28 protein-coding genes are annotated in these 25,072 nt (G+C 62.4%); 21 read left to right on the top strand and 7 right to left on the bottom strand.

The features are described from left to right. Nucleotides 1–3: 3 nt before the first annotated feature. From JWQ90_RS17290 to JWQ90_RS17300, 3 genes are read right to left on the bottom strand one after another with little or no spacing between them, the layout of a single operon-like run. Nucleotides 4–3,342: a hypothetical protein gene (locus tag JWQ90_RS17290; protein WP_299696242.1), complete on the bottom strand. Its 3,339-nt coding sequence runs from the start codon at nucleotides 3,340–3,342 to the stop codon at nucleotides 4–6. Between the two features lie 3 nt (nucleotides 3,343–3,345). Further along, on the bottom strand, nucleotides 3,346–4,173 hold the full coding sequence (locus JWQ90_RS17295; RefSeq protein WP_299696243.1) for a hypothetical protein: 828 nt from the start codon (nucleotides 4,171–4,173) through the stop codon (nucleotides 3,346–3,348). 2 nt (nucleotides 4,174–4,175) lie between these two features. Next, nucleotides 4,176–4,880, bottom strand: coding sequence for a hypothetical protein (locus tag JWQ90_RS17300; protein ID WP_299696244.1), 705 nt, complete (start codon nucleotides 4,878–4,880; stop codon nucleotides 4,176–4,178). Between JWQ90_RS17300 and JWQ90_RS17305 the strand changes: the two genes are divergently transcribed. The 6 genes from JWQ90_RS17305 (at nucleotide 4,879) to JWQ90_RS17330 (ending at nucleotide 8,064) form a co-directional block, all read left to right on the top strand. Next, entirely contained in the window at nucleotides 4,879–5,274 is a 396-nt protein-coding gene (locus JWQ90_RS17305) for a hypothetical protein (RefSeq protein WP_299696245.1), read from the top strand. The two genes, JWQ90_RS17300 and JWQ90_RS17305, sit on opposite strands and share 2 nt — an antisense overlap. Before the next feature lie 20 nt (nucleotides 5,275–5,294). After that, the gene (locus tag JWQ90_RS17310; protein ID WP_299696246.1) at nucleotides 5,295–5,993 is read left to right on the top strand and encodes a vWA domain-containing protein; all 699 of its coding nucleotides are present in this window, start codon (nucleotides 5,295–5,297) and stop codon (nucleotides 5,991–5,993) included. A 14-nt stretch (nucleotides 5,994–6,007) separates the two neighbouring features. Further along, nucleotides 6,008–6,691, top strand: coding sequence for a hypothetical protein (locus tag JWQ90_RS17315; protein WP_299696247.1), 684 nt, complete (start codon nucleotides 6,008–6,010; stop codon nucleotides 6,689–6,691). Beyond that, entirely contained in the window at nucleotides 6,685–7,077 is a 393-nt protein-coding gene (locus JWQ90_RS17320) for a hypothetical protein (RefSeq protein ID WP_299696248.1), read from the top strand. The genes JWQ90_RS17315 and JWQ90_RS17320 overlap by 7 nt, the downstream gene beginning before the upstream one ends. A 359-nt stretch (nucleotides 7,078–7,436) precedes the next feature. Then, entirely contained in the window at nucleotides 7,437–7,667 is a 231-nt protein-coding gene (locus JWQ90_RS17325; RefSeq protein WP_299696249.1) for an AbrB/MazE/SpoVT family DNA-binding domain-containing protein, read from the top strand. Then, on the top strand, nucleotides 7,657–8,064 hold the full coding sequence (locus tag JWQ90_RS17330) for a PIN domain-containing protein (RefSeq protein ID WP_299696250.1): 408 nt from the start codon (nucleotides 7,657–7,659) through the stop codon (nucleotides 8,062–8,064). The genes JWQ90_RS17325 and JWQ90_RS17330 overlap by 11 nt, the downstream gene beginning before the upstream one ends. A 156-nt stretch (nucleotides 8,065–8,220) precedes the next feature. Here JWQ90_RS17330 and JWQ90_RS17335 read toward each other — a convergent pair whose 3' ends face one another. From JWQ90_RS17335 to gatC, 3 genes are all read right to left on the bottom strand, one after another. Then, a complete protein-coding gene (locus tag JWQ90_RS17335) occupies nucleotides 8,221–8,820 on the bottom strand; it encodes a Uma2 family endonuclease (protein WP_299696372.1) in 600 nt (199 codons plus the stop codon). A 110-nt stretch (nucleotides 8,821–8,930) separates the two neighbouring features. Then, nucleotides 8,931–10,385: an Asp-tRNA(Asn)/Glu-tRNA(Gln) amidotransferase subunit GatA gene (gatA, locus tag JWQ90_RS17340; RefSeq protein ID WP_299696251.1), complete on the bottom strand. Its 1,455-nt coding sequence runs from the start codon at nucleotides 10,383–10,385 to the stop codon at nucleotides 8,931–8,933. A gap of 120 nt (nucleotides 10,386–10,505) precedes the next feature. After that, a complete protein-coding gene (gatC, locus tag JWQ90_RS17345; protein ID WP_299696252.1) occupies nucleotides 10,506–10,793 on the bottom strand; it encodes an Asp-tRNA(Asn)/Glu-tRNA(Gln) amidotransferase subunit GatC in 288 nt (95 codons plus the stop codon). 170 nt (nucleotides 10,794–10,963) lie between these two features. Between gatC and JWQ90_RS17350 the strand changes: the two genes are divergently transcribed. From JWQ90_RS17350 to lipB, 9 genes are all read left to right on the top strand, one after another. Then, nucleotides 10,964–12,001: a rod shape-determining protein gene (locus tag JWQ90_RS17350; protein WP_299696253.1), complete on the top strand. Its 1,038-nt coding sequence runs from the start codon at nucleotides 10,964–10,966 to the stop codon at nucleotides 11,999–12,001. 95 nt (nucleotides 12,002–12,096) lie between these two features. Next, nucleotides 12,097–13,071 (top strand): rod shape-determining protein MreC, encoded by a 975-nt coding sequence (gene mreC, locus JWQ90_RS17355; protein ID WP_299696254.1) that lies wholly within the window; start codon nucleotides 12,097–12,099, stop codon nucleotides 13,069–13,071. An 8-nt stretch (nucleotides 13,072–13,079) separates the two neighbouring features. Continuing rightward, a complete protein-coding gene (mreD, locus tag JWQ90_RS17360) occupies nucleotides 13,080–13,556 on the top strand; it encodes a rod shape-determining protein MreD (protein ID WP_299696255.1) in 477 nt (158 codons plus the stop codon). Between the two features lie 8 nt (nucleotides 13,557–13,564). After that, complete coding sequence (gene mrdA, locus JWQ90_RS17365; protein ID WP_299696256.1) at nucleotides 13,565–15,541, top strand: penicillin-binding protein 2; 1,977 nt, start codon at nucleotides 13,565–13,567, stop codon at nucleotides 15,539–15,541. A gap of 7 nt (nucleotides 15,542–15,548) precedes the next feature. After that, nucleotides 15,549–16,685, top strand: a complete 1,137-nt coding sequence (rodA, locus tag JWQ90_RS17370) for a rod shape-determining protein RodA (RefSeq protein ID WP_299696257.1) — start codon at nucleotides 15,549–15,551, stop codon at nucleotides 16,683–16,685. A gap of 221 nt (nucleotides 16,686–16,906) precedes the next feature. Next, complete coding sequence (locus JWQ90_RS17375; protein WP_299696258.1) at nucleotides 16,907–17,893, top strand: lytic transglycosylase domain-containing protein; 987 nt, start codon at nucleotides 16,907–16,909, stop codon at nucleotides 17,891–17,893. Continuing rightward, nucleotides 17,890–18,750: a septal ring lytic transglycosylase RlpA family protein gene (locus JWQ90_RS17380; protein WP_299696259.1), complete on the top strand. Its 861-nt coding sequence runs from the start codon at nucleotides 17,890–17,892 to the stop codon at nucleotides 18,748–18,750. Before JWQ90_RS17375 ends, JWQ90_RS17380 begins: the two co-directional genes overlap by 4 nt. A gap of 73 nt (nucleotides 18,751–18,823) precedes the next feature. After that, nucleotides 18,824–19,993, top strand: a complete 1,170-nt coding sequence (locus tag JWQ90_RS17385) for a D-alanyl-D-alanine carboxypeptidase family protein (RefSeq protein WP_299696260.1) — start codon at nucleotides 18,824–18,826, stop codon at nucleotides 19,991–19,993. Nucleotides 19,994–20,006: 13 nt separating this feature from the next. Next, nucleotides 20,007–20,639, top strand: a complete 633-nt coding sequence (lipB, locus tag JWQ90_RS17390) for a lipoyl(octanoyl) transferase LipB (protein WP_299696261.1) — start codon at nucleotides 20,007–20,009, stop codon at nucleotides 20,637–20,639. A gap of 48 nt (nucleotides 20,640–20,687) precedes the next feature. Here lipB and JWQ90_RS17395 read toward each other — a convergent pair whose 3' ends face one another. After that, the gene (locus JWQ90_RS17395; protein WP_299696262.1) at nucleotides 20,688–20,951 is read right to left on the bottom strand and encodes a hypothetical protein; all 264 of its coding nucleotides are present in this window, start codon (nucleotides 20,949–20,951) and stop codon (nucleotides 20,688–20,690) included. A gap of 109 nt (nucleotides 20,952–21,060) precedes the next feature. On the opposite strand from JWQ90_RS17395, the gene JWQ90_RS17400 reads away from it, so the two are divergent. From JWQ90_RS17400 to JWQ90_RS17425, 6 genes are read left to right on the top strand one after another with little or no spacing between them, the layout of a single operon-like run. Beyond that, nucleotides 21,061–21,894 carry an ABC transporter ATP-binding protein gene (locus tag JWQ90_RS17400; protein ID WP_299696263.1) on the top strand — a complete coding sequence of 278 codons (834 nt, stop codon included), beginning with the start codon at nucleotides 21,061–21,063 and terminating at the stop codon, nucleotides 21,892–21,894. Continuing rightward, nucleotides 21,891–22,658, top strand: a complete 768-nt coding sequence (mlaE, locus tag JWQ90_RS17405; protein WP_299696264.1) for a lipid asymmetry maintenance ABC transporter permease subunit MlaE — start codon at nucleotides 21,891–21,893, stop codon at nucleotides 22,656–22,658. The genes JWQ90_RS17400 and mlaE overlap by 4 nt, the downstream gene beginning before the upstream one ends. A gap of 35 nt (nucleotides 22,659–22,693) precedes the next feature. Beyond that, the gene (mlaD, locus tag JWQ90_RS17410) at nucleotides 22,694–23,233 is read left to right on the top strand and encodes an outer membrane lipid asymmetry maintenance protein MlaD (RefSeq protein ID WP_299696265.1); all 540 of its coding nucleotides are present in this window, start codon (nucleotides 22,694–22,696) and stop codon (nucleotides 23,231–23,233) included. A 2-nt stretch (nucleotides 23,234–23,235) separates the two neighbouring features. After that, a complete protein-coding gene (locus JWQ90_RS17415) occupies nucleotides 23,236–23,901 on the top strand; it encodes a phospholipid-binding protein MlaC (protein ID WP_299696266.1) in 666 nt (221 codons plus the stop codon). Beyond that, nucleotides 23,901–24,161, top strand: coding sequence for an STAS domain-containing protein (locus JWQ90_RS17420; protein ID WP_299696267.1), 261 nt, complete (start codon nucleotides 23,901–23,903; stop codon nucleotides 24,159–24,161). Before JWQ90_RS17415 ends, JWQ90_RS17420 begins: the two co-directional genes overlap by 1 nt. A 31-nt stretch (nucleotides 24,162–24,192) precedes the next feature. Continuing rightward, the gene (locus tag JWQ90_RS17425) at nucleotides 24,193–25,014 is read left to right on the top strand and encodes a VacJ family lipoprotein (RefSeq protein ID WP_299696268.1); all 822 of its coding nucleotides are present in this window, start codon (nucleotides 24,193–24,195) and stop codon (nucleotides 25,012–25,014) included. The last annotated feature ends 58 nt before the right edge of the window (nucleotides 25,015–25,072 follow it).

Raw genomic sequence — 25,072 nt, forward strand, 5'->3', positions numbered from 1 at the left:
CGACTACAACTGAGCAAAAGCAGGCATAGCAATATCAGGAAGATCGAAGCCATTGAGAACCACCAAACGAGCACGGACTTTCTTGGAAGATAGGTTGTTTGCAAGGTAGTCCAACCCAAGATTACGGCGCTCTGCCGGATTGTTGCGGCGTAGTTCAGCAAACGGATTGAGGTTCGTCGCAACGCTCGGGTCGGTGTGCCCTCTTTGTCCCGCGACTCTTTGGCGCAGAACATTGTCGCGCTCTAGTTGCAGCAGCGCTGCCTTCTCCAGAACCCGCAGTCTAATCTGCTTATGCTGATTCGAATGCTCCGTCTGAGCATTGGCCTGCTGCAAAGCGCCGAAAAACCATGGCCAAGCGGTGATCCACCGCGGATTTCCAAGAACACTCCGAGCCAGAATTTCCACAGCGGTCACAGGATCTTCTTCGTCGCGCGCGATACGTTCGCACCACTCTCCGAGCGGGGCAGTAGCCAATTGCAGGTCCGTATCAGCCAACAGAATTTTCTTAACCTGCTGGTTCAGGTCGGACAGGCACAACGTATTGCACCAGCTCTGAACCGAAGTCTTGACCTCGTTCTTGAACTCAATGAGCGGACCCGCATCCCCTACGAGCGACTTCCACATTTTCACCAACACTTTGTCTTTTCTGAGCAGAGCCACTAACCCATCCAACCGGCTTACCACCGTACTGAGCAAACAGTCGTGGCTTTCGGAGAACTGGCTTGCGTCACAGTTCTTCAATGCATGTTCGAATAGTTGAAATATCCGTTTGAGTATGCCTTGCACAAAGGCCCGGGTTCCATCTATGTTGTGATTAAGAGCGGCCAGTACGTAGTTTTGGTCCCATGCGCAGATCAACGGGTTCAGCGCGATGCCCTCGCTTTTTAGGCAACGCGATTCCTCTTCGACCCACCGCATGACAACGAAGGGAGCGTCGCTGAGCAGGGCCGAACATCTCAAGGTGGATAAGCTCCGTCGCCGCGAGAATTTGTGCATGAAAAGATACTGCTCTTCTCGTGGTTGCGTTTCCTTGTGATCCTCGTTCGACGCATTGGACCATTTGCCGTCGTAGTGAATTGCCGCACCCAGGTGGTACGACGCCTCCAGCACGTTCGCAACCATGCTTGCCTCGTCTCGACTCAAACCAACACGCCTAACGTTGTAAGCGAGGAAAGATGCCAGTGCTCGTGTGGCCGCGTGATGATGGCGTGCTAAGGTACGCGGCTCCCGAATATTGATTGGCGCGCCTCGCCCTGATGCGACAATGTAGTCGCCATCGGGAAGCTTCCGGAGCCAGCCGCAATTCACCGCCGAATCCAGATGCTTCCGCAGGGTTAACCCGCGCCACTCCAAGTCCTGCAACAAAAAGGCCGCACAGGCTTGATCAAAACCAAATCGAAATACTCTGAGCCGGTCAAGCCAATCTGGCTCCGGAATGCTGGCCGGGCCTTCGGACTCGAAGGGATCGCGGAGTCTCATTGGAGCGAGAATGAACCGGCATACTACCGCGCTTCCAACCGAATTCTTGGCAAGACGATCCAGTTCCTGAAGAACGGGCTTCAGTCCATGTATCGACGCCGCAATGGCGGGGATCTGCTCCAACATCCGCCATCGTTCGCTCCCGCCAACGACGACGACATATTGAGGAGCAGCTCTCGGACCTCGAAGCTCTAACATTGCCACGAGCCGTTCGGCCAGTCGTACCGGTGAGCCGGCGCGAATCAGCCCATCGATCTCGGCTTCTGACGCACCGATTCCTTCGCCGATCAGCTCCCACAGCGCGTCGTCATCCTCGTCCTCGTGGATTCTTACGAACAGCCACGTTAGCGGATTTCCGGTAGCCGATTCGCGCTGGCGAAGGGCGAGATGAACTTCGCTGGCAGTCAGATCCAGTGCGGATACGTGATCGGCAATATCGACGTAAATGCCGGCGTTTTCCGCCAATGCGCGCTCGACCGATTCCGTCTGCGTTTGCACAAGCAAACCACACGGCGGAGGCAGCTCTTCTGCCGAAGAAAGTTCGGGGCACCGGACAAAGCGATGTGGGCTTGCGGTGAGGCCGATCGCAGCTTGCAACACTTGCCTCAGTTCCCGAATGTGGATCACTGAAGCAGTCTGTCTGCTGCGAGCCCCATTAAGAAAGTCGCCAACGGTGTTATCGTTGCTAGCAGGCACGATGACACGATCAGCCACAGCGGAAGAAAATACATAATCAAGCTTGCGCGGAACTCCGCCCGGCCAGACCAACTCAGCGTTTACGACCGCACCTTCGCTGACCTCCCCCGTAATCAATGTGGAGGGCGACACGGCCTGCCCCAGCAAGCGGCTGAGGATGACACTAATAAGGTATGCCTCCATGCTGCGGTCGGCAAGAGAAATTTTGGACAGTAAAGGCCTTATGAGCTCGTCGGCAAATCGAAAGTCGAAGACTGCCGCAACCCGGTCAATACTCGACGCGCCACCGATTCCTCTGGCATGACGGAACGTGCCGACAGCACCGCGAAGAATCCGCAAGTACGACGCGCGCCAGCGGTCGGGACTCACGGCCGGCGGGGCTCCCAAGATGTCCCGAATCCCCATGACGCCGCCAGCTTCCCGCATTTCAATGTCTACACCGAGAGGCAGGCTCAGCGCGGCGTCGTTTCCACGTTCATCACCGTCATGTCGCATAACCAGCAGGGGCCAGGCAACGAGCCGGTCCAGAAGGCCAAATTTGAAGCGCTTGACCCACCAGTTGTGCTGCTGCTTCCACATCAGTTTCTCACCCAGCAAGATGGCGGCTCGTAGCCGGTCCAGCGTCGACGGACCACTCATCCACGTCGAGCGCAGAATCCGGAATTCGCTCAGGTAGTCGCTATCTCGATCTTTCCACGAGGCGGCTGAAATACTGAACACCCGATCTGCCTGACTAACGAAAAGCCGGCCGAGCTGATCCGCACCCCAGTTGCTGTGAAACACAAGCGACTGAGTCTGCTCCACAAATCTTATTGGGCAGACAGCCTCCGGCTTGTCCGGATCCAATACCGTCAAGCGATCGATAACGCGAGCAAGGCAGGCAGCCTTTCCGGTAATTGCAGGCGGCAGCGGCACATCGTCGCTTGGCGGCAATTTGGCCAAGTGGAGCAGCCGCTCCAGCGTGTGGAGCGGCAGCCTGAGCAAGCGGTTGTCATCCCAACCATCGTCCGGGATCGGAGTGAGGTACTGCGCGATAAACTCCACAGCTCCCTCGATCGGGAGTTCCCAATGGCCATCAAGGCGCAAACTTGCAGCGATTCCGAGGCGGTGCCCTTCCAACCATTCCTGGAGGGTGTCATTCGCCAGCAGATCCTCGAACGTGACCATCCACTACTCCGACTCCGGCAACACCTTGAACGCCGACTCGTCTTCCGGGCTATCGATCGCGTGCTGAAGTTCCCGCCGGGTAAGTCCAGGAATCTTGTGCATCTTGAGTTCTGGCACCCAGACTAGCGAGTACGACTCGTTGCGTACCTCCAGTCCTGTGACGCCATTCTCCGGCAAGCCAGCAACATGAATCTGTTTGCGATCCGTGAAGAACGTCAGGGACCAATCCCCGTAGCTGCAATCCCACGGAAACTTATCAAAGCTGGAAGGACATGATCGAGTCGGGTCAGACGCAGTCTTGTCTTTAGTGGCGTTACCTGCCGCCGCCAAACGAAACGACGACTCCGCCAATTGTCTCAGCTTGACGATCAGTCGCGGTCTTGGGCGAATGACGGATGCCAATTTCGGGTGGTCTTCGTCGTCGTCGGACGCAAATGTCGGAATAGCCTCGCGGTCGATGCGTTCCACGTCAGAATCGTCGAGGTTGGCAATTAGTGCCGCTTTGAACTCGTCGGTTGAATACAGCAACATCTCGTAAGGCGGCTCCACTAACCACGGGCGATCACCCCGCCCCCCCCGTTGCCACTGAAAGAGTTGTCCTAGGAGCTCTTGCATCAGCGAGATCGTCTCGGAATGCGGTATTTTCAAGCTGGTAGAAACCCTTGTGGCATCGACGCTATGACCGAACACAAGTTCATCAGCGAGCAGTCGCGGTCCAGTTCCTACTTTGAGCGACACGATGAACGCCCACAATTGAGAGCGAGTAAAGCGCTTGGCAAATGAGGCGCTCGGTTTTTGAGCGAAATCGGATGGTTCAATTTTCATAGTCATTCTTAATCTCCACGAGGTCCACTGACCGAACCACCGTTAGGAAAAAGGGCGAGATAGATGTCGCGATACTCCGGAGCATCTATCGCAAGCTTTAGGAGCTTTCGTTCAATCACATCCTTTGCCTGGCGCTGTTGCTCGTAGGTTAGGCCAGTCTGATGTTTGACGTAGTCCCTCTTGGTTTCTTCAAACCAGTCCCAAGTCGAAGCAGGGCTCAATACTGCGTACGTCAATCTCGCTTCCAGTACTAGCGCAACGTTAGGGTGTCGCGAAAGGGATTTACCCGCTTGGTCCAGCTTGTCTCTCCATCGAATCCACATGGCAGCCTCGGCCACCATGTGCGGGGTTCCAATCTCATTGGCGGCTGGCTCAGATTTCGGAGAACTTTGTTGAGTTCGGCGCGCCTCCTTCGCCGCCTCTAGAAATTCAACAACTTTTCCCTTAACGACTTTTCTGGTCAATTCGCTTAGGGGGCGTCGCCCTTGATAGGTCCCGTCGTTTATTTTCGTTATTACGCATTCGCGGACCTTTGACGCAATATCATCGCTTGTCTCTTCGGAAAGGTTGAACTCGCATTGAGCGTCGCGTTTGGCGCATTCAATCAATGCAGCTAACAGCGCTCCAAATCTCAGCTCTGTCGGTCCGGCTTTCCATGCTTGGTAGAGCAGGTCCAGGTTTGTCAGCTCATTCTCCATAGCTGGCTGCGGCATGGGTAAGACACTCGATCTTAAACGGGGAGATTTAGGTCAGAAACGCGTCTCTGACGATCCAAGCCGGGGATATAAAAAAGCACGCGGACCGACCTTCGGACCGCCTGAAAACCTCAAGGAGATATTCCCAATGTTCATGCAAAAACCCCTTCATCCGCAACTGCCGCGCCTGCCTGATTCTTTCCGCCGTTTGGAGCTGTATTGCGACGGGAAGCGCAAACCCGGACACATCTTCGCCCGGTCCAAGTTCTCTGGATTTGCGCCCTCTGGGCGATTTGGCCTCGCCGTGGCGCCCCAGATGGTCGCGCAATACACCTGCGCTGTTTGCGGTGCCCGCGAGTTTTACGGCGCGGATTTCCGCACTAACCAAGCCCGCCGCCTCGGCTCCATCTGATTAGCAAGGAGAATTCAATCATGTCAACTGTCAATCTCAACCCATTTCTGAAAGCGTTATACGCCCTTACCTCGGCGCGCCCTGAGCCCGCCAAGCCTCATCAGTATCGCAGTCCGCCGAAGGCGAAGCACAGCAAGCGGCGCTACGAAATCGCGATGGTTGGCTACGGCACTCAGGCGTTTGTCATCAGCCGTCACGCCGGACCGCATGATCCGCAGCTCGCACAGCGCGTGATGAGCTTGCCCCAGCGCAAGTGCATCAGCGGGGGCAGCACCAACCTCACCGCCGGCATTCGTCTGGGCCTGAAGCTGTTGCAGGAGCGCCCCTCGGCGGAAAAAACCATCGTGTGCCTGACCGACGGCCATGCGAACGAGGAGCTTGCTCAGCTGCCGGCGGTGGTGGAGCAAGCGCGGCGTGCCGGTGTCACCATCCACGGTTTGGCCATGGGTCGCGGCTTCCACGGCGAGCAGTTGGGGAAGATCACGCACCCGACGGGCGGAAAGGTGATGCTGATCAATGATCTCCGCCAGCTTGGGAATGCGCTCACGGAGGTGGGCCGCACAGTGGTCAACCAGTCGCGCGGCCGGCCTGCGGTGATGTGCTTGGCCATAGACTACAGCGGGAGCATGTACGAGGACGCCGGCGGGAAAACCAAGCTCCAGCAGGTGAGCGAAGCGGCCAGCCATTTGGTGCGCTGGTTTGCCAACAACCACGCATAAGAGGGCGAGCGACGATGTATCCCAGCCTCAACGTTCACGGTGGCCGCGCAAGCGGCCACCGTGCCTTGTTTCAAGGCTCCTCGCACATTGTCATCCCGTTGACCACCGGGCCTCTGGACATCTTGCCCAACAAGCGCGCCCTAATCCTGCTCGACGTCGCCAACTTGCATTGTGGCGCCAAAACGGCCGGCTACGAACTTTCATTCGGAACGCTTGCATCCCTCCTGAAAGCCAAGCTTGGCTCCGCCGATCTGCACGCTTTTTTCGCTCGCAAGCCGAATGACTCCGGTCGCGGCGACGAGCTTGAAGGGCACGGCTACCACACTCATGCGCGCGAAGTTGAGTACGTCAAAACCGTTCGTGGCATGGAGCGCAAGAGCAACTGCGACAACGACCTCCTGTTCGTCGCCGGCGTGTTGTTGGCGACCATGTCCTACGACTTGGTCGTCGCAGGCACTGGTGACGGTGACCTGGCGCTCGATCTTGCACGGGGCGTGCGCGCATTCCGGGACAACATCGAGATAGTGAGCCTCGGATTTGCCCACAATAGCGCCTGGCGGCTCCATACCGGGGCCAATCGCGTAATCGACGGCAACATACTGATCGGCGCCGATTGCCTGCAGTTAGCGCGGATCGTCCAATCAGATGCGCAATCCATATCTCAGTGCCCCCTGTTACCGGGAGCGCTACCATGGTGAACAGTTCTCTGCGCCCGTCACCGCATCGACACGGTCGCGGTGGCCGTGGTCGCCAGTGCAGCGGTCATGGAGTGCAGAGACCAACGGTTGGCTATCGCGTTCGCGATTTCCTTGCCCCCTATTTGGTTGCACTGGTGGTCTGGTTCGTGTCGCTGGCGCTATCGGTGACGCTGCGTTTCCCGGTGTCATTCCTTGTGTACTGGATATGCGCTTGGGTGCTGACCCGTCACGTGACTGCGCTGCTTAGCACAAACCGTGGCCTCGGCTGGAACTGGCATGAAGCGAGCGTCGGCGATATTGCGCGCATGAAATGGAAAATATTTATGGGGTGGCCGGTAGCGGTTCCGGCGTTACTTTGGGATTTGGCGCGATTCAAGTTTTTATAACGGGTGACCTCCAATATGGAGCGATCCACGACGCGCTTCCCCGCCGCGTCATTCGTTCGCTGCGCCGCTAAGACTGCCGCTAAGACTAACGTCCCCCAGCGAACGCGCTTGTAGATCGTCGAAACGACTGAGGCCGGTGGCGGCTTTGGCGGCCAGTAGTCGCAGCAGGATGTCTGGGGCATTGGAAGCATCTCTATCGCATATCGGTTGGTGCCTGCCAGCCGCAGGCGCGCTTGGCCAATCCAATATCCCGCGCGGCGCTGCAGGAATTGATGGAGGCTGACGGCGGACCTTTGCTTGTTCGGGTTGCGACCTGCCGTTAAGATATACAAATCATTCGTATATCTTTGAGCGCGGAAATGCAGGTAGCCAAGTGGGGCAATAGTCTGGCGGTGCGCCTCCCCGCCGCGGTGGTCGAGGCGCTCGCGCTCAAGGAAGGCGACCAGATCGAGATTCACGTTGCGGGCACACGCTCGTTCGAGGTCAGCCGCGATAACAGCCGGCAGGCGGCGCTGGAGCGAATCCGCAAGCTGCGCCGGCCGCTGCCCCCCGGCTTCAAGTTCGATCGCGAAGAAGCGCATGAGCGCTAAGGCGTTCTTCGACACCAACATCCTGATTTACGCTTTCGCCCAAGGCGATCCTCGCAACGAGGCCGCAGAAGCCTTGCTCGCTGGTGGCGGTACGATCAGCGTGCAGATCCTCAATGAGTTCGTGGCGGTCGCCTTGCGCAAGCTGGCAATGCCCTGGGAAGAGGTTCTGGAATCCCTGGCGGCGATCCGGACGCTTTGTCTGCCGCCCGTCCCGCTGACCATCGAGACGCACGAAGCCGCGCTGAAGATCGCAAGGCAGTACGGCTACCGCATCTACGATTCCCTGGTCGTCGCGGCAGCACTCGAAACCGGATGCGGCACGCTGTATTCGGAAGACTTGCAGGACGGCCAAGTGATCGGCGGACTCACGATCCGGAATCCGTTTACGGGTGTTTGAAGGTGCAGCAGGTTCCGCGACACCAACGGATGTGACGCGGCCCAACCGTCCGAATCGGCCTGGCTACTCGAATCCCTTCGGCGAAGGCATGTGCCAGTCGCTGGCCTGCTGATCCTGGTGCGCGGCGTTGAGCATGCGCGATTCGTCGAAGGCTGTTCAGGCCACAGGATGCGACGGCAGGAAGCTGGCCACCGAAATGCGTAAGGCCGGAACCGAAAGCGACTCGATGTCCGCCTCGCGTGGCACGATGCGGATCAAGCGGTAGCCGGAAGACGAAGGCTGCGAGTGCTGCTCGACGCGAGCGGTTTGCACATCCACCAGCCAGTATTCGGCAATGCCGGCTTCGGCGTAGATGCGCCCCTTGCGTTCGCGGTCATACCGCAGCGAGGAGTCGGCAACTTCGATCACCAGCAGCACGTCCGAGGCTTCCGGATAGCGCTCGTCATAGCGTTCCGCCGGCCCCTGGAGCACCGCAACGTCCGGCTCAGGCATGGAATGCGTGCCGATGCGGATCGGGTCCTGAATTTGAATGACGGCGCGATCCGCGATCGCGGCAAATAGCTCTCGCGTCAGCCGGCGAACACGGGCCGAATGCGGAATACCCGTTGGCGACATTTCCAGAATCTCCCCTTCCAGTAGCTCCACGCGCCGGTCCTCCGGCAGCACGCCGTTATCGGCCATGCGCAGGTATTCATCGACGCTGAAGCGCAGCGGGCGAGGCGATCCGGGATCGGATTGGGCTAGCGCAGGAAACATGGAAACCTCCACAGGGAGAAAGCGGCTCTCTCCTGCAAATAGTACGCCCCGGCACCCGCCGGCCGCCAACCGCGGCGCAGCCAACAGGGATGTTCCGGGCCTGGCTCGGCTTACTCGAAACCTTTCGGTGAGCGCAGGTGCCAGTCCGTCGCCTGCTGATACTGGTGCGCCGCGTTCAGCATGCGCGATTCGTCGAAGAAATTGCCCATCAGCTGCAGACCGACCGGCAGCCCATCGGCGAAGCCGCAGGACAGCGACATCGCCGGGATACCGGCCAGATTCGCGGCAATCGTGTAGATGTCGTTCAGATACATCGCCACCGGATCGTCGGCGTTGGTTCCGAACTTGAACGCGGTATCGGTCGCGGTCGGGCTCAGCAGCAGATCGACCGACTCGAACGCGCGCCTGAAATCCTCGTAGATCAGCCGGCGGACTTTCTGCGCCTGAAGATAATATGCATCGTAATAGCCGTGGCTCAGCACATAGGTGCCGATCATGATGCGGCGCTGCACTTCCGCGCCGAAGCCTTCGCCGCGGCTGCGCTTGTACAACTCCTCCAGCGTGCGCGCCGTCTCGGAGCGATGGCCGAAACGCACGCCGTCGAAGCGCGACAGATTCGAGCTGGCTTCGGCCGGCGCGACGACGTAATAGGTCGGCACCGACAGCGGCGAATTCGGCAGCGACACTTCGGTGAAGCTCGCGCCGAGCTTCTTGAACACCTCGATCGCCTGCTCGATGCGAGCCCGTGACGACGGCGCCAAGCCTTCGGCGAAATACTCCTTGGGCAGACCGATGCGCAGGCCCTTGATCGAGTTGCCGAGCGCCGCGACGTAGTCGTCGACCGGCCGATCGACGCTGGTCGAATCGCGGGGATCGAAGCCCGACATCGCCTGCAGCACGATGGCCGCGTCCTCGGCCGAGCGGGCAACGACACCGCCCTGGTCCAGCGACGAGGCGAACGCGATCATGCCGTAGCGGGATACGCGGCCATAAGTCGGCTTGATGCCGGTCAGGTTGGTCAATGCGGCAGGCTGGCGGATCGAGCCGCCGGTGTCGGTGGCCGTGGCAACCGGCGCCAGGCCCGCGGCGACCGCGGCGACCGAGCCGCCGGACGATCCGCCCGGTACACGCTCCAGATCCCAGGGGTTCTTGACCGGGCCATACCAGCTGGTTTCGTTGGACGAGCCCATCGCGAACTCGTCCATGTTGGCCTTGCCGAGCATGACCATGCCGGCGGCGTCGAGCTTCTGCACGATCGTCGCGTCGTAGGGCGCGATGAACTTGTCGAGCATCTTCGACGCGCAGGAGGTGCGCACGCCCTTCGTGCAAAAGATGTCCTTCTGGATCAGCGGCACGCCGGTCAGCGGGCCGGCCGTGCCGGCGGCGATTACCGCGTCGGCCGCGTCGGCCTGGGCCAGAGCGCGGTCGGCGGTGGTGGTGATCAGGCTGTTCAGAGACGGCTCGTAGCGGGCGATGCGGCCCAGATAGAACTGGGTCAGCTCACGCGACGAAAACTGCTTGCCGTGCAGCCCGTCCGACAACTGTTTGATACTCAGCTTGTGCATAGAAAAACCAGTAACTCCAAATTGACGAGGTCAGTCCCGGCCCGCCGACGGATTAAGCGGCTCCGCCGCTTGAATCCGTCGAGTTATTGCGGAGTGCGCAGCAGTCCGCAATAACACTTTCTAGTCGAGGACTTTCGGAACCAGGTAAAGACCATTCTCGGTCGCCGGCGCAATGGTCTGGAACGCTTCGCGCTCATTCGGCTCGGTCACCGCATCCAGGCGCAGCCGCTGGTACATATCCAGCGGATGAGCCATCGGCAGCACGTTCGAGGTGTCGGCCTGGGACAACTGCCCGACCATTGCCATGATGTTGGACAGTTGGCGCGCGTAGGCGTCCGTCATCTCGGGCTTGAGTTCCAGCCGTGCGAGATGGGCCACTTGGCGTATTTGATCGGCGGTCAGGCTCATGTTGGTCTGCGGAAGAAATCGTTTATAGTGGCGATCGTCGCAATCTTACTTGATCGACACTCGATCAATCGAAAGCGACACCAAAATCTGATGCGTCCTCGTATCCGCCTCGATGCCGGTATGAGCCCATAAAATCCCCGTTTCACTGCCTACCCCAGCCAAACTTGCCGATGTTCGACGCCCTTCGCCGCCTGTTCATCAACGATCTCTCCATCGACCTTGGCACCGCCAATACCCTGATCTACGTCCGCGACGAAGGCATCGTCCTGAACGAGCCTTCGGTGGTCGCGATTCGCCTGGATTCGCGTGGCGCCAAAAAAATCGAGGCGGTCGGCATCGACGCCAAGAAGATGCTCGGCCGCACGCCGACCAACATCACCACCATCCGGCCGCTGCGCGACGGCGTCATCGCCGACTACACAGTCACCGAGAAGATGCTGCAGCACTTCATCCGCAAGGTGCAGAAAGGCCGGATGATGCGGCCGATGACCCGCGTGGTGGTCTGCGTGCCCTACGGCTCGACCCAGGTGGAACGCCGCGCGATCCGCGAGTCGGTCGAGAACGCCGGCGCACGCAAGGTCTACGTCATTGAGGAGCCGATCGCCGCCGCGCTCGGCGCCGGCATCCCGATCGGCGACGCCAAGGGCTCGATGGTCGTCGACATCGGCGGCGGCACCTCGGAAGTCGCGGTGATCTCGCTGAACGGCATCGTCTACGCCGAATCGGTGCGTATCGGTGGCGACAAGTTCGACGAGGCGATCGTCAGCTACGTGCGCCGCCAGTACAACATGCTGATCGGCGAGGCCACGGCCGAGCGCATCAAGCAGGAAATCGGTACCGCTTTCCCGGGCCACGAAGTCACCGAAATCGACGTCGTCGGGCGCCATCTGGCAGCCGGCGTACCGCGCAATTTCACGATGAATTCCAATGAGATCCTGGATGCTCTTCAGGAACCGCTGGCCGGTATCGTCAAGGCCGTGAAGCAGGCCCTGGAGCGCACCCCGCCGGAACTCGGCTCCGACGTCGCCGAGCGCGGCATCGTGCTGACCGGCGGCGGCGCGCTGCTGCGCGACCTCGACAAGCTGATCAGCGAGGAAACCGGCCTGCCGGTGATCATCGCCGACGACCCGCTGACCTGCGTCGCCCGCGGCGGCGGCATGGTGCTGGACATGCTCGACCGCCAGGGTGACTTCTACAGCCTTGACTGAGCTGTCAGCTTAAGCCCGTTTTACCGCCGAAAGGCGATGCCCAAGCCGCGTCGCTCGTGATATAACGTTGTAAATAGTTTCGGAAGGCGCGAGCTTTGAACACCCTGAGCGTCGACCATCGCGACCCTCTATTCCCCCGCGGACCGGGGCTGGGGCTACGCGCCCTGAGCCTGCTGATCATCTGCGGAACCCTGATCTACTTCGATTTTCGGACGCCGAAACTCGAATCGCTGCGGTCCACGCTGGCCCTGGCGCTGTCTCCGGTGCTGTGGGTGGCATCCCTGCCCGAGCATCTGACCGACGCCGGCGACTACCTCGACAGCCGTGACCAGCTCGCCGCCGAAAACAAGCGGCTGCACGACCGGCAATTCCAGCTCGAGGCCAAGCTGCAGAAGTTCGAAGCGCTGGAGGCGGAAAACCGCCGGATCCGCGAATTGCTGGCCTCTGCCAAAAACCTGCAGGAAAACGTGCTGATCACCGAGATCGTCGCGGTCAATCAGGATCCCTACCGTCACCAGATCACGCTCAACAAGGGCGCCCGCGACCGGGTCTATCGTGGCCAGGCCCTGGTCGATGCGAGCGGTGTGATGGGCCAGATCATCCAGGTCAATCCAACCACCTCGGTCGCGCTGCTGATCACCGATCCCGACCACGGCATCCCGGTGGAGATCAATCGCACCGGCCTGCAGACGATCGCGCTCGGCGTCGGCGACGGCCAGGCGCTGCGGCTGCCGTTCCTGCCCGGCAATGCCGACATCCAGAAGGGTGACCTGCTGGTGTCTTCGGCTCTCGGTGGACGTTTTCCGGCCGGCTATCCGGTCGCGCAGGTGTTCGAGATCAAGCACAACCCCGGCGAGCACTTCGCCGAGGCGCTCGCCTACCCGACCGCCAGGCTCAACCAGGGCCGCCAGGCGCTGCTGGTCTGGAGCGAGGATCACACTGACGATGCCGAAACCATCGTCAGCGTACCGGGCCCGGCGGCGGCCGAGACCGAGGTCAAGAAGCCGGCCACGATGCCCAAGCCGACGGTCACACCCGCGCCTGCTGCAGCCAAACCGACCAAGCCCTGATGAGGCGCGTGCCCCACCTGGCTTTCTGGCTGAGCCTGTTCGCCGCCTTGTTCCTGCAGATGGTCGTGCTGCCCGACAGCATCGCCGCAGTGCGGCCGCTGTGGGTGCCACTGGTACTGGCGTTCTGGGCGCTGCAGGATCCGCGGCTGCCGACGCTGATCGCCTCGTTCCTGTTCGGCATCATGCTCGACGTGCTGTTCGACTCGATCCTCGGACAGCACGCGCTGGCCTGTGTGCTGTGCATCTACATCGTGATCAAGCTGCGCAGCTTGTTCATCCTGTTCCCGCTGTGGCAGTCGACGGTGGCGCTGCTGCCGGTCTGGCTGATCTACGCGTTCCTGATGTTCTGGATCGACGGTGTCGCCAAGCACCAGGCCGATCCCTGGCTGCGCTGGCTGCCGGTAGCCTCGACGGCGTTGTTCTGGCCGCTGATTTTTGTGTTGCTGGATAGCTATCTGCGGCGCCGTCAGCGCAGCCAGGAATAAGCCGGGGAATGAGCCGGCACGACAAGCTCAAGGACCTTCACCGCGAGAAGGAGACCTTCGCGGCGCGCACCGTCGTCGCCGCCTGCGTGGCGCTGCTGCTGGCGGCGACTCTGAGCTTCCGGCTGTTCGATCTGCAGGTCCTGCAGCAGACCTATTACTCGACACGGGCCGACGAAAACCGCATGCGGCTGTCGGCGGTAGCGCCGGTGCGCGGCCTGATCTACGACCGCAACGGCGCGGTACTGGCGCAGAACACGCCGGCCTTCGTGCTCGAACTGGTGCCCGAAGAGGTCAAGCAGCTCGACGATACGCTGCAACGCCTGGCCAAGCTGGTGCGGCTGGACGACATCGACGTCGCCCGGTTCAAGGAGCGCGTGCGCAAGACGCCGCGCTACCGCGCGGTGCCGCTGCGCACCAACCTGAGCCTGGAGGAAGTCGCCAAATTCGAGATCAACCGCTACGACTTCGACGGCGTCGACGTCACCGCCGGCCTGACCCGCAGCTATCCGCTCGGCGACACCGCCGCGCACGTGGTCGGCTATGTCGGCGGCATCACCGAGGACGAGCTGCGCAAGGCGCCGGAGCCGGCGTTCCGCGGCCTGTCGCAGATCGGCAAGGTCGGCGTCGAGAAATCGCACGAGGACCTGCTGCGCGGCGAGCCTGGTGCCAAGGTGATCGAGGCCAACGCCTACGGCCGTCCATTGCGCGAACTCGACTACCAGCAGGGCAAGCCCGGCCGCAATCTGATCCTGACGCTGGACGCGAAAGTGCAGATGGTCGCCGAGCAGGCGCTGGGCGACTACAACGGCGCGGTCGTGGCGATCAATCCGCAGAACGGCGAGATCATCGCGCTGGTGTCCAAACCCGGCTTCAACCCGCACCTGTTCGGCGAGGGCATCGACGGCAAGACCTACAAGACGCTGCTGGACGACCCGAACCGGCCGCTGTACAACCGCGCGCTGCAGGGCACCTATCCGCCCGGATCGACGATCAAGCCGTTCATGGCGCTGGCCGGCCTGGAATACGAGGTGATCGACGCCAATCACCGCGAAGTCTGCAACGGCCAGATGTCGCTGCCGGGCTCGTCGCGCAAGTACCGCTGCTGGAAGCGCCACGGCCATGGCTCGCTGGACATGGCAGCCGGCGTCGCGCGCTCCTGCGACATTTACTTCTACAACGTCGCGATCAATCTCGGCATCGACCGCATCCAGGGCTTCCTGGACCAGTTCGGCCTGGGCCGCGCCACCGACGTCGACCTGCCGCTGGAAAAGGCCGGCCTGCTGCCTTCGCGCGAATGGAAGCAGCGCATGCGCAAGGAAAGCTGGTACCCGGGCGAGACGCTCAACGTCGGCATCGGCCAGGGTTATCTGACGGTAACGCCGCTGCAGCTGACGCAGATCACCGCGCGCATGGCGATGCGCGGCGACGGCTTCAAACCGCACCTGGTGCGCGCGACCCAGGACCCGATCTCGCTGGCAACCGATGCCATCGCGCTGGAACCGCTGCCGGCGATCCAGAACCGCCACAAAGCCGACTGGGAAACCGTGGTCCACGCGATGCAGCAGGTGACCCAGGTCCAGGGCGGCACCGCGTTCGCGACGTTCAAGGACGCGCCCTACACCGTCGCCGGCAAGACCGGCTCGGCCCAGGTCGCCGGCCTCAAGCAGGACGAGAAAGTCGCGCCGACCCAGGAATCGCTGCCGATGCATTTGCGCGACCATGCGCTGTTCATCGCGTTCGCGCCCGCCGACAACCCGCAAATCGCGATCGGCGTCATCGCCGAGCACGGCGGACACGGCGCCTCGGTCGCCGCGCCAGTGGCACGGCAGATCATGGACCAGTACCTTCTCGGCGAGATCCGCTATCGAGCGCCCGGCACACCAGCCCCGGCGGTCGCGGTGCCCGCCGCACCGGTGCCGGCAGTGGCCATCCCGCAGCAAGCCGCGCCGCCCGATGCCGAGCTGCCGGACACCGAGGACAATTGAACCCGACATGAATCCGCTCTTCCAACCGCTGACCTCGTCGCGGCCACAGCAGCAGGGCCTGGCGGACTGGTTCGGGCGCCTGCACCTGGACCTGTGGCTGATGATGCTGCTGGCCAGTGTCAGTGCGCTCGGCCTGATCGTGCTGTATTCCGCCTCCGGCCACTCGATGCCGACGGTGATGAACCAGTCCGAACGCCTGTTGCTCGGCCTGGGCGTGATGGCGGCCGCCGCGCAGGCCACGCCGGAGATGTACCGCGCCATCGCGCCCTGGTTCTACTCGATGGCGACGGTGCTGCTGATATTGACGCTGCTGTTGGGCGATCACGCCAAAGGGGCCCAGCGCTGGCTGGATTTCGGCGTGGTGCGGTTTCAGCCGGCCGAGTTCATGAAGCTGGCAATGCCGCTGTGCGTCGCCAGCTTTCTGCACGGCCGGCCGCTGCCGCCGAACGTGTCGACGATCGCGATCACGCTGGCCCTGATCGGCTTGCCGACCGTGCTGATCGCGGTGCAGCCCGATCTCGGTACCGCGCTGCTGATCGTCGCCGCCGGCGGCTTCGCGCTGTATTTCGGCGGCCTCGGCTATCGCTGGATCCTCGGCGCACTGGCGGCGATCGGCGCCGCACTGCCGGTGCTGTGGACGCGCCTGCACGACTACCAACGCCAGCGCGTGCTGACTTTTCTCGACCCGGAAACCGATCCGCTCGGCACCGGCTACCACATCACCCAGAGCAAGATCGCGATCGGCTCCGGCGGCCTGTTCGGCAAGGGCTGGCTCAACGGCACCCAGGCCAAGCTCGACTTCCTGCCCGAGTCGCACACCGACTTCATTTTCGCGGTGTATTCCGAAGAGCTGGGGCTGATGGGCGTGCTGTTTCTGATCGGTCTTTATCTGGCGATCGTCGGCCGCTGCCTGTACATCGCGGTGCGCGCCCAGGACACTTTCCAGCGATTGCTCGCGGGCGCCCTGGGCATGACGTTTTTCATCTACATTTTCATCAACATGGGCATGGTGATCGGCCTGCTGCCGGTGGTCGGCGTGCCGCTGCCGCTGGTGAGCTATGGCGGCACCTCGACGGTGAGCCTGCTGGCTGGCTTCGGTATGCTGATGTCCATACAAACTCATAGAAAACTACTGGCGAGCTGATGCGGCCGACACTAGGGAAGGTACTAGCAGCCCGTCGGACTTGGGAGATCGTAGCGAGGGTTTGGCCCGCTGTGTCCAAGCTGCGGGCGACGGAGGAGAATATCGAGTCATATTTGACGAGGGCGCCCGCAGCTTGGGCGCAGCGGGCCGAAGCCGCAGTAGATCTTGCCAAGTCCGACAGGCTGCTAGGCAAGGGACTGCTCACGCTCGGACTCCTGGCCATGGCAGGCCCCGCGGGAGCCGATTATTCCAAGCACCCCAGAGCGCAGGCTCTGTACGCCGCGCTGCAGAGCGAACATGGTTTCTCTGCTGCCGACATCGACTCCGTTCGCGTCGCGCTGATCGACGCGCAAACGATCCCGAGCCTGATCGAAGCCGAGCAAAAAGCGCCGGAACGCACCGAAACCTGGACCGTGTACTCGGCCAAGCGCGTCGACGCGCTGCGCATTCGTCGCGGCGCGCAATTCATCCACGACAACCGCGCGCTGCTGGATCGTGCCGAAACCGAATACGGCGTGCCCGGCCCGGTGATCGCCGGCGTCCTCGGGCTCGAGACCAACTTCGGCCGCTTCACCGGCAATGCGCGCGTGCTCGATGCGCTGGCGACGCAGGGCTTCGATCATCCGACGCGCTCGAAGTTTTTCTTCGAGGAGCTGGAGCAGTATTTCGTGTTCTGCCGCGATTTCGGCTTCCCGCCGACGCAGCCCAAAGGCTCCTATGCCGGCGCGATGGGCTGGGCGCAGTTCATGCCGAGCAATTACCGCCGGCTGGCGGTGGATTTCGACGGCGACGGCCGGCGCGACCTGTGGAGCGCCGCCGACGCGATCGGCTCGATCGCGCATTACTTCATCGATTACAAGCCCGAGCTGCGATGGCACCGCGGTGAGCCGCTGATCGTACCGGCGAAGCTGACCCGGCCGCTGCCGGGCACGATTGCGGTCAATACCAAGAACGTCGGCTATACGGTTGCGCAGCTGCGCAGCGCCGGCGTCGAGCCCTCCGCGCGTCTGCCGGCGAATCTGGCCGTCGGCCTGATCGAGCTGCAGCTCGACCCCGGCGGCACCACCGACAAGGAATACTGGATCGGCCTGCCCAACTTTTATTCGGTGATGAGCTACAACCCGCGCGTCTACTACGCGATGACCGTCAGCCGGCTGGCCTCGGCGATGGCGACCGAAGCGGCCAAGCTCGACCCCGACACTCAATGAACGGAGCTTGGTTCTCAACCGGCAGCGCAGTGCTGCTAATCGCCCTGCTCAGCGCCTGCGCCAACGGCCCGGCTCCGCGCTCGTCCGCCCCTCACCGCACGCCGGTGAGGGTGGTCGTGACGCCGGGCGCCGACGGGCCACCGACGGCCTCCGAGATCCCGCCGAACCTGATGGACGTCCCGGAGCCCGTGCCGCGCGCCGAGCCCAGGAGCCCCTACGGCAATCCGCCGAGCTACGAGGCCTTGGGCGACACCTACAAGACGCTGGATTCCGCGCGCGGCTTCCGCGAAACCGGCCTCGCCTCCTGGTACGGCCGCAAGTTCCAGGGCCGCAAGACCTCGAGCGGCGAACCCTTCGACATGTTCAAGCTCACCGCCGCGCACAAGACCCTGCCGCTGCCGACCTTCGCGCGGGTCACCAACATCACCAACGGCCAGAGCATCGTCGTGCGCATCAACGATCGCGGGCCGTTCCATTCCTCGCGCATCATCGACCTGTCCTATGCGGCCGCGGCCAAGCTCGGCCTGCTCGGCGGGCCGGCGATGGTAGAACTCGAGGCGCTGACGCCGGGCGAAGATCTGCCGCCGCCGCCGGGCAAACTCGAGCTGCCGCCGCCAGTGCCGTCGCAGCCCAATTATCTGCAGGTCGCCGCGTATTCGGACCCGATCAACGCGGTATCGCTGAAGACCGAGATCAACAAGCTCGGCATCAACGACATCGAGATCCGCACCGGCACCTACAACGGCGATGCTATCCACCGCGTGCTGGTCGGCCCGTTCTCGGACCAGGACTCGCTGGTCGCAACCCGCAACCGCCTGCTCAGCGCTGGCCTGGCCGCGGAGGCGGTCAGCCGCTGAGCTAAACTGCGCGCGCCCCCGATCCACGCAGGGCGCCTCAACCCAACACGATCCAGGTTCCCGATCCAGATCAATGAAGACATTTCTGAAGAAGCATGCTTTTGGCGCCGCACTGCTGCTGGCCTCGCTGCAGGCTCACGCTCAGCTCGACAAGATCCCCGAGCCGCCGGCTATCGACGCCAAGTCCTATGCACTGATCGATTTCGCCAGCGGCGATCTGCTGGCGTCCAAGGACCCCGACGCGCGTGTCGAGCCGGCCAGCATCACCAAGGTGATGACCACTTATGTCGCCTTCGACGAGATCAAGCGCGGCCGCCTGCACTACGAAGACGAGGCGCTGATTTCCGAGAAAGCCTGGAAACAGGGTATCGACTCAAGTGAGTCGCGGATGTTCCTCGACGTCGGCAGCCGCGTGAAGATCATTGATCTGCTGCGCGGCATCATCATCGCCTCGGGCAATGACGCGAGCATCGCGCTGGCCGAACACATCGCCGGCAGCGAGTCCGCTTTCGCCGAGCTGATGAACCAGTACGCGGCCAAACTCGGCCTGAAGAACACTCACTTCGTCGACGCCAGCGGCCTGCCCGATCCGGAGCACTACACCACCGCCCGCGATCTGGCGATGCTCGGCCGCGCGCTGATCCGCGACTTTCCGCAGGACTACAAGATCTACGCGGAGCGCTCCTTCCAGTACAAGATTGCGCACCCGCAGGAGAACCGTAACGGCCTGCTGATCAAGGACCCGAGTGTCGACGGCATCAAGACCGGCCATACCAGCTCGGCCGGCTATTGCCTGCTGTCTTCGTCGCAGCGCACCGGCCGCCGCCTGATTTCGGCGGTGATGGGCGCCAAAACCTGGGCCTATCGCGAACAGGCCAGCCTCGAGCTGCTGAACTACGGCTTCCGCTTCTACGAAATGGTGCCGCTGCTCGGCCCGGCCAACCCGGTCGCGACCGTGCCGGCCTACAAGGGCGAGCAGGACACGGTGCAGGTCGGCACCCTGCAGCCGGTGTCGCTGAGCCTGCCGCGCGGCGCCAAGGACCGCGTCAGGATGGAGCCCAAGATCACCCAGCAGGCGATCGCACCGATCGCGCCGGGCCAGGTCGTCGGCACCATCGCGATCACGCTCGACGGCCGGCTGATCCGCAACGAGCCGCTGGTCGCGCTGAAGGCGGTCGCCGAGGGCGGCCTGTTCACCCGAGCGGTCGATACCGTGCGGCTGTGGTGGGCCGGTGGGCAATAGCGAGCCGCTTCCGATGGGCCCGCGGCTGCGGGTCCTGGAAGGCTTGTCGGATTACGCGGCGACGCTCGCGCAAATGCGGGCGTTCACCGAAACCCGCGACGACGACACTCCGGACGAGCTGTGGTTTCTGCAGCATCCGGCGGTATTCACCCAGGGCCAGGCCGGGCGCGACGAGCATGTATTGATGGCCGGCGACATCCCGGTGATTCGCAGCAATCGCGGCGGCCAGGTCACGTATCACGGCCCCGGCCAGATCGTCGTCTACGTGCTGCTGAACCTGCATCGCGCCGGCTACGGCATCCGCACCCTGGTGTCGCGGATCGAGAACGCGCTGATCGACACACTGGCCGGCTACGGCATCACGGCCTATGCCGATCCCAAGGCCCCCGGCGTGTATGTCGACATCGGCCAAGTGCGCCACAAGATCGCCTCACTGGGGCTGCGCATCAGCCGCGGCTGCAGCTATCACGGGCTCGCGCTGAACACCGACATGGACCTTGCGCCTTTCGGCCGGATCAATCCCTGCGGCTATGAAGGCCTGCAGGTAACTCAGGTGCGGGCCTTGGGCGGCCCCGGGATCGCGAAGGTTCGCGCGGATCTGCAGGAAAACCTGGTCCGCACGCTCGGTTACACGTGCACCACATAGCGTAAATCAGCGCAACAAAGGCCAGACGGCGGCTCGATGGCCGACTGATCAGTGCCCGATGATGATCGGTGCGATCGCGGTCGCCGGCAGCTTGCCGGCATCGAAGCTGCCGGCGCAGCGCGGTGGACGCGAAACCGGCTGCGGCCCGGGCGATTGCATGTTGCGTGTGGTCTTGCACGGCTTGCTGCTGGCGACCGCGGCCTGCGGGTCTGGCGACCGATTCTTAGGTGCTGCCGAGCAGGCCGCGAGCAGGGCCGACAATACGACGGCGAGCGCCCGAGTCTGGCTTTTGTGCGCAACTTCAGGGTTCATCGCAGTCCAACCCTCAGACAGTCCTAATTATTTGCCCATACAATACGCCGCCCGGGCCGACATGCGCACAGCGCAACCGTTGCCCGCCTCCGGACGTATTGTCTAAGCGATGAACCCGACAACAGCGACAAAGGATGTCCCTGAGGACGTGCTGGTGCGTTGCCGCGGACTGCACTTCCGCCAAGGCCAGCGTGTCATCTACAACGGTATCGACATCGATATCGCACGCGGCAAGGTCACCGCCATCCTCGGCCCGTCCGGCACCGGCAAGACCACCTTGCTGCGCCTGATCGGCGGCCAGTGGCGGCCCTCGGCCGGCACCATCGAGTTCGATGGCACCGACGTGCACAAGCTCGGCCGCAAGCCGCTATACGATCTGCGCAAGCGCATGGGCATGCTGTTCCAGAACGGCGCCTTGCTGACCGATCTGACGGTCTTCGAAAACGTCGCCTATCCGCTGCGCGAGCACGCCGGGATTCCCGAGAATCTGGTGCGCGACATCGTGCTGATGAAGCTGCAGGCGGTTGGCCTGCGCGGCGCCCGCGACCTGTATCCGGAAGAACTCTCGGGCGGCATGGCGCGCCGCGTGGCGCTGGCCCGCGCGATCTCGCTCGATCCCGACATGGTCATGTACGACGAGCCGTTCACCGGCCAGGACCCGATCAGCATGGCGGTGCTGATCAAGCTGATCCGCACACTCAACCAATCGCTGGGCCTGACTTCGATCATCGTCTCGCACGACATCAAGGAAGTGCTGTCGATCGCGGATTACGCCTACGTGATTTCCGGCGGCAAGGTGCTCGGCCAGGGCACCGCCGACGAAATCCGCTCCAGCGAGTCGGCCTTCGTCCGGCAGTTCCTCAATGGCGAGCCGGACGGCCCGATCGCTTTCCACTACAAGGCTCCGGCTTATGCCGACGAACTGATGGGAGCGAAAAAATGAGCGGGGCGGTCAAGGTGCTGACCGAGTTCCTTTCGGGACTCGGCCGCTCGGTGTTCTTTCTGCTGCAGATACTCCGGGTGATCCCGGCCTCGCTGCTGCGGCCGCAGCTGATCGTGCGCCAGCTGTACATGCTCGGCCAGCTGTCGATGATCATTATCGTGATCTCCGGCATCTTCATCGGCATGGTGCTGGCGCTGCAGGGCTATCGCACCCTGGTGCGCTTCGGCGCTTCGGAATCACTCGGCGTGTTCGTCGCGCTGACCATCATCCGCGAGCTTGGCCCGGTGGTCACGGCGCTGCTGTTCGCCGGCCGCGCAGGTTCGTCGCTGGCCGCCGAACTCGGGCTGATGAAAGCCACCGATCAGCTGTCCGCGATGGAAATGATGGCCGTCGATCCGATCGAGCGGGTGATCGCGCCGCGCTTCATTGCCGGCCTGATCGCGATGCCACTGCTGACGATGATCTTCGCGGTAATGTCGATCGGCGTTGCCGGCGGCCACGCCGTCGGCGTCGAACTGCTGAAAGTGGATGCCGGCAGCTACTGGTCGGCGATCCGCGGCTCGGTCGATTTAGGCGACATCCGCGACAGCCTGGTCAAGGCCTCGGTGTTCGGTTTTGCGGTGAGCTGGATCGCGGTCTATCAGGGGTACACGGCAGCGCCGAACGCCGAAGGGGTATCGCGTGCAACGACGTCGACCGTAGTGGTGTCGTCGCTGGCGATCCTGGCGCTCGACTTCATGCTGACAGCATTCATGTTCAATTAATCGCCTGCTCACATCGTTAAGCTATAGGTAGATCCATGCAATCGAGAGCTTTGGAAATTCTGGTGGGCTTCTTCGTCTGCCTGGGCGTTGCGGCCGTTTTCGTGCTGACGTTCCGTGCGGCCAGCATCGACAACGTCGGCAAGGGCCCGACTTATCGCGTCACCGCCTCGTTCGACAACATCGGCGGCCTCAAGGCCGGTGCGGCGGTGACCATGGCCGGCGTCAAGATCGGCCGGGTGCGCGAGATCCAGATCAACCAGAAGACTTTTCAGGCCGATGTCGGCATCGACCTGTCACAGCAGTTCAACAAGATCCCGGAGGACTCCAACGTCAAGATCCTGACCGCGGGCCTGCTCGGCGAACAATATCTCGGCGTCGAGCCCGGCGGATCGGACGACGTGCTCAAGGACGGCAGCGTGGTCACGCTCACCCAGAGCGCGCTGGTGCTGGAAAACCTGATCGGCCAGTTCCTGGCCAGCCAGTCCGGCCCCAAGGACACCGCGCTGGCCGACGCCATCGGAAAATTGGCGGACTCCTTGAAAACCAAGGATTCGGCCGCACCTGGAGTCAAATGAACATGAAACCTTTCCTTTTCCGCGCCGCCACCCGTCTGGTCGCCGGCATTCTCGTGCTCGGTTCGGTGATGGCCGGCAATGTCGCCTTGGCGATCACCGCCCCGGACGAAGTGGTGCGCACCGCGTCCAACGAGCTGCAGTCCGACATCTCGAAGAACTACGCCAAGTACCAGTCCGACAAGGGCGCGTTCTACTCGATGGTCGATACCCGGATACTGGAGTACTTCGACACCCAGTACATCGCCCAGCTGATCCTGGCGCGCAACTGGCAGAGCGCGACACCGGACCAGCGCAAGCGCTTCGAAGTCGCGTTCAAGAACATGCTGATCCGCTCGTACGCCGATGCGCTGCTGCAGTATCACGACAGCGTCAAGGCCGAGATCAAGCCGGCGCAGATGGCCGCCGACGCGACCAAGGCAACGGTCAATTCCAACCTGATCCGCAAGGACGGTCCGCCGGTTCCGCTGGCCTTCGACATGCGTCTGAAGGACAACGCCTGGAAGGTCTACGACATCAAGGTCGAGAACATTTCTCTGGTCACCAACTTCCGCAGCCAGGTGGCAGCGCAGGTGAAAACGTCCAGCCTCGACGCGGTGATCACCAAGCTCGAGAGCGGCCAGCAGGTGGTCGCACCGGTGAAGGCCGGCGGCTCCGCCGGCTCGCCGTAATGAGCGCCACCGTCGTCGATGGTCCGCTGACATTTGCAACGCTCGCCGGCCATCTGCGCGAGCTCGATAGCGTTGCCGACGACGACACGCTGGACCTGGCGCGCTGTACCCGCATCGACAGTGCCGGCGCCGCCTACCTGATCGAGCGCACGCGTCGAGCCAAGACGCGCGGCGTATCGCTCAAGGTCGTCAACGCCAATCAGCAGGTCAAGAACCTGCTGAATTTTTTTGAACTGGATCAAGTCGTGGCCGTTTCCTGAACGGCGCGCAGTAGCTGCAAAGGGGATTGTGATGGGGAAATTGCTTCTGTGTGTAGGCCTAGTACTGGGTCTCGGTGCTTGTGCACATTCGCCGAGCTTTGACCCGGCTGATCCGCTGGAGAAAATCAACCGGCCGATCTTCAACTTCAACCTCAAGGCCGATCAGTACGTGCTACGTCCGGTCGCGAAAGCCTATGTCCAAGTGGTGCCGGACGTGGCGCGCCTGGGCGTCAGCAACTTCTTCGACAACCTGTTCTACCCGACCACGATCGTCAACGACTTGCTGCAGGCCAAGTTCGTGCAGGGCGGCCAGGACACGCTACGCTTCGTGTTGAATACGACGATCGGCCTGGCAGGCTTCATCGACGTCGCCACCAGCCAGGGCGTGGTCCGCCATGACGAAGACCTCGGCCAGACCTTCGGCCGCTGGGGCGTCGGTGAAGGCTGGTATTTGATGCTGCCGCTGCTCGGGCCGTCGGACAATCGCGATCTGCTCGGCAAAGTCGGCGATCACTGGACGCAGATCCCGACCTATGTCGACTCGCTCAACACCTGGCCGGCGACGATCGCGATCAACGCAGCCGACTTGGTCGACACGCGCGCGCGCCTGCTCGGCTCCGATCACGTCCTGAACGAACAGCTCGACAAGTACGTGTTCGTACGCTCCGCGTATCTCGATCGCCGCCAGAGCCTGGTATTCGACGGCCATCCGCCGGAAGAGGATCTGGGCTTCGACGAGAACGCCGATGACAGCGCGGCACCGGCTGCCGCTGCCAAGACAGCGGACGATTCGGGCAAGAAGAAAAAGAAGAAAAAGAAGCCGGCAGCGGATGCCGCCGCGCCGCGCAACTAATGTCACGTCGGCAAGGGATTGCCGAATATGCTAGCCAGCTTTCGTAGGTTGGGGTGAG

The sequence above is a fragment of the Hydrocarboniphaga sp. genome, from assembly GCF_028291725.1.
In the GTDB taxonomy this organism is placed as follows: Bacteria; Pseudomonadota; Gammaproteobacteria; order Nevskiales; family Nevskiaceae; genus Hydrocarboniphaga.

Coding starts and splice junctions, on each gene's coding strand:
- JWQ90_RS17290 (WP_299696242.1), bottom strand. CDS start 3,342: ATGGTCACGTTCGAGGATCTGCTGGCGAATGACACCCTCCAGGAATGG.
- JWQ90_RS17295 (WP_299696243.1), bottom strand. CDS start 4,173: ATGACTATGAAAATTGAACCATCCGATTTCGCTCAAAAACCGAGCGCC.
- JWQ90_RS17305 (WP_299696245.1), top strand. CDS start 4,879: ATGGGTAAGACACTCGATCTTAAACGGGGAGATTTAGGTCAGAAACGC.
- JWQ90_RS17300 (WP_299696244.1), bottom strand. CDS start 4,880: ATGCCGCAGCCAGCTATGGAGAATGAGCTGACAAACCTGGACCTGCTC.
- JWQ90_RS17310 (WP_299696246.1), top strand. CDS start 5,295: ATGTCAACTGTCAATCTCAACCCATTTCTGAAAGCGTTATACGCCCTT.
- JWQ90_RS17315 (WP_299696247.1), top strand. CDS start 6,008: ATGTATCCCAGCCTCAACGTTCACGGTGGCCGCGCAAGCGGCCACCGT.
- JWQ90_RS17320 (WP_299696248.1), top strand. CDS start 6,685: ATGGTGAACAGTTCTCTGCGCCCGTCACCGCATCGACACGGTCGCGGT.
- JWQ90_RS17325 (WP_299696249.1), top strand. CDS start 7,437: ATGCAGGTAGCCAAGTGGGGCAATAGTCTGGCGGTGCGCCTCCCCGCC.
- JWQ90_RS17330 (WP_299696250.1), top strand. CDS start 7,657: ATGAGCGCTAAGGCGTTCTTCGACACCAACATCCTGATTTACGCTTTC.
- JWQ90_RS17335 (WP_299696372.1), bottom strand. CDS start 8,820: ATGTTTCCTGCGCTAGCCCAATCCGATCCCGGATCGCCTCGCCCGCTG.
- gatA (WP_299696251.1), bottom strand. CDS start 10,385: ATGCACAAGCTGAGTATCAAACAGTTGTCGGACGGGCTGCACGGCAAG.
- gatC (WP_299696252.1), bottom strand. CDS start 10,793: ATGAGCCTGACCGCCGATCAAATACGCCAAGTGGCCCATCTCGCACGG.
- JWQ90_RS17350 (WP_299696253.1), top strand. CDS start 10,964: ATGTTCGACGCCCTTCGCCGCCTGTTCATCAACGATCTCTCCATCGAC.
- mrdA (WP_299696256.1), top strand. CDS start 13,565: ATGAGCCGGCACGACAAGCTCAAGGACCTTCACCGCGAGAAGGAGACC.
- rodA (WP_299696257.1), top strand. CDS start 15,549: ATGAATCCGCTCTTCCAACCGCTGACCTCGTCGCGGCCACAGCAGCAG.
- JWQ90_RS17375 (WP_299696258.1), top strand. CDS start 16,907: ATGGCAGGCCCCGCGGGAGCCGATTATTCCAAGCACCCCAGAGCGCAG.
- JWQ90_RS17380 (WP_299696259.1), top strand. CDS start 17,890: ATGAACGGAGCTTGGTTCTCAACCGGCAGCGCAGTGCTGCTAATCGCC.
- JWQ90_RS17385 (WP_299696260.1), top strand. CDS start 18,824: ATGAAGACATTTCTGAAGAAGCATGCTTTTGGCGCCGCACTGCTGCTG.
- lipB (WP_299696261.1), top strand. CDS start 20,007: ATGGGCCCGCGGCTGCGGGTCCTGGAAGGCTTGTCGGATTACGCGGCG.
- JWQ90_RS17395 (WP_299696262.1), bottom strand. CDS start 20,951: ATGAACCCTGAAGTTGCGCACAAAAGCCAGACTCGGGCGCTCGCCGTC.
- JWQ90_RS17400 (WP_299696263.1), top strand. CDS start 21,061: ATGAACCCGACAACAGCGACAAAGGATGTCCCTGAGGACGTGCTGGTG.
- mlaE (WP_299696264.1), top strand. CDS start 21,891: ATGAGCGGGGCGGTCAAGGTGCTGACCGAGTTCCTTTCGGGACTCGGC.
- mlaD (WP_299696265.1), top strand. CDS start 22,694: ATGCAATCGAGAGCTTTGGAAATTCTGGTGGGCTTCTTCGTCTGCCTG.
- JWQ90_RS17415 (WP_299696266.1), top strand. CDS start 23,236: ATGAAACCTTTCCTTTTCCGCGCCGCCACCCGTCTGGTCGCCGGCATT.
- JWQ90_RS17420 (WP_299696267.1), top strand. CDS start 23,901: ATGAGCGCCACCGTCGTCGATGGTCCGCTGACATTTGCAACGCTCGCC.
- JWQ90_RS17425 (WP_299696268.1), top strand. CDS start 24,193: ATGGGGAAATTGCTTCTGTGTGTAGGCCTAGTACTGGGTCTCGGTGCT.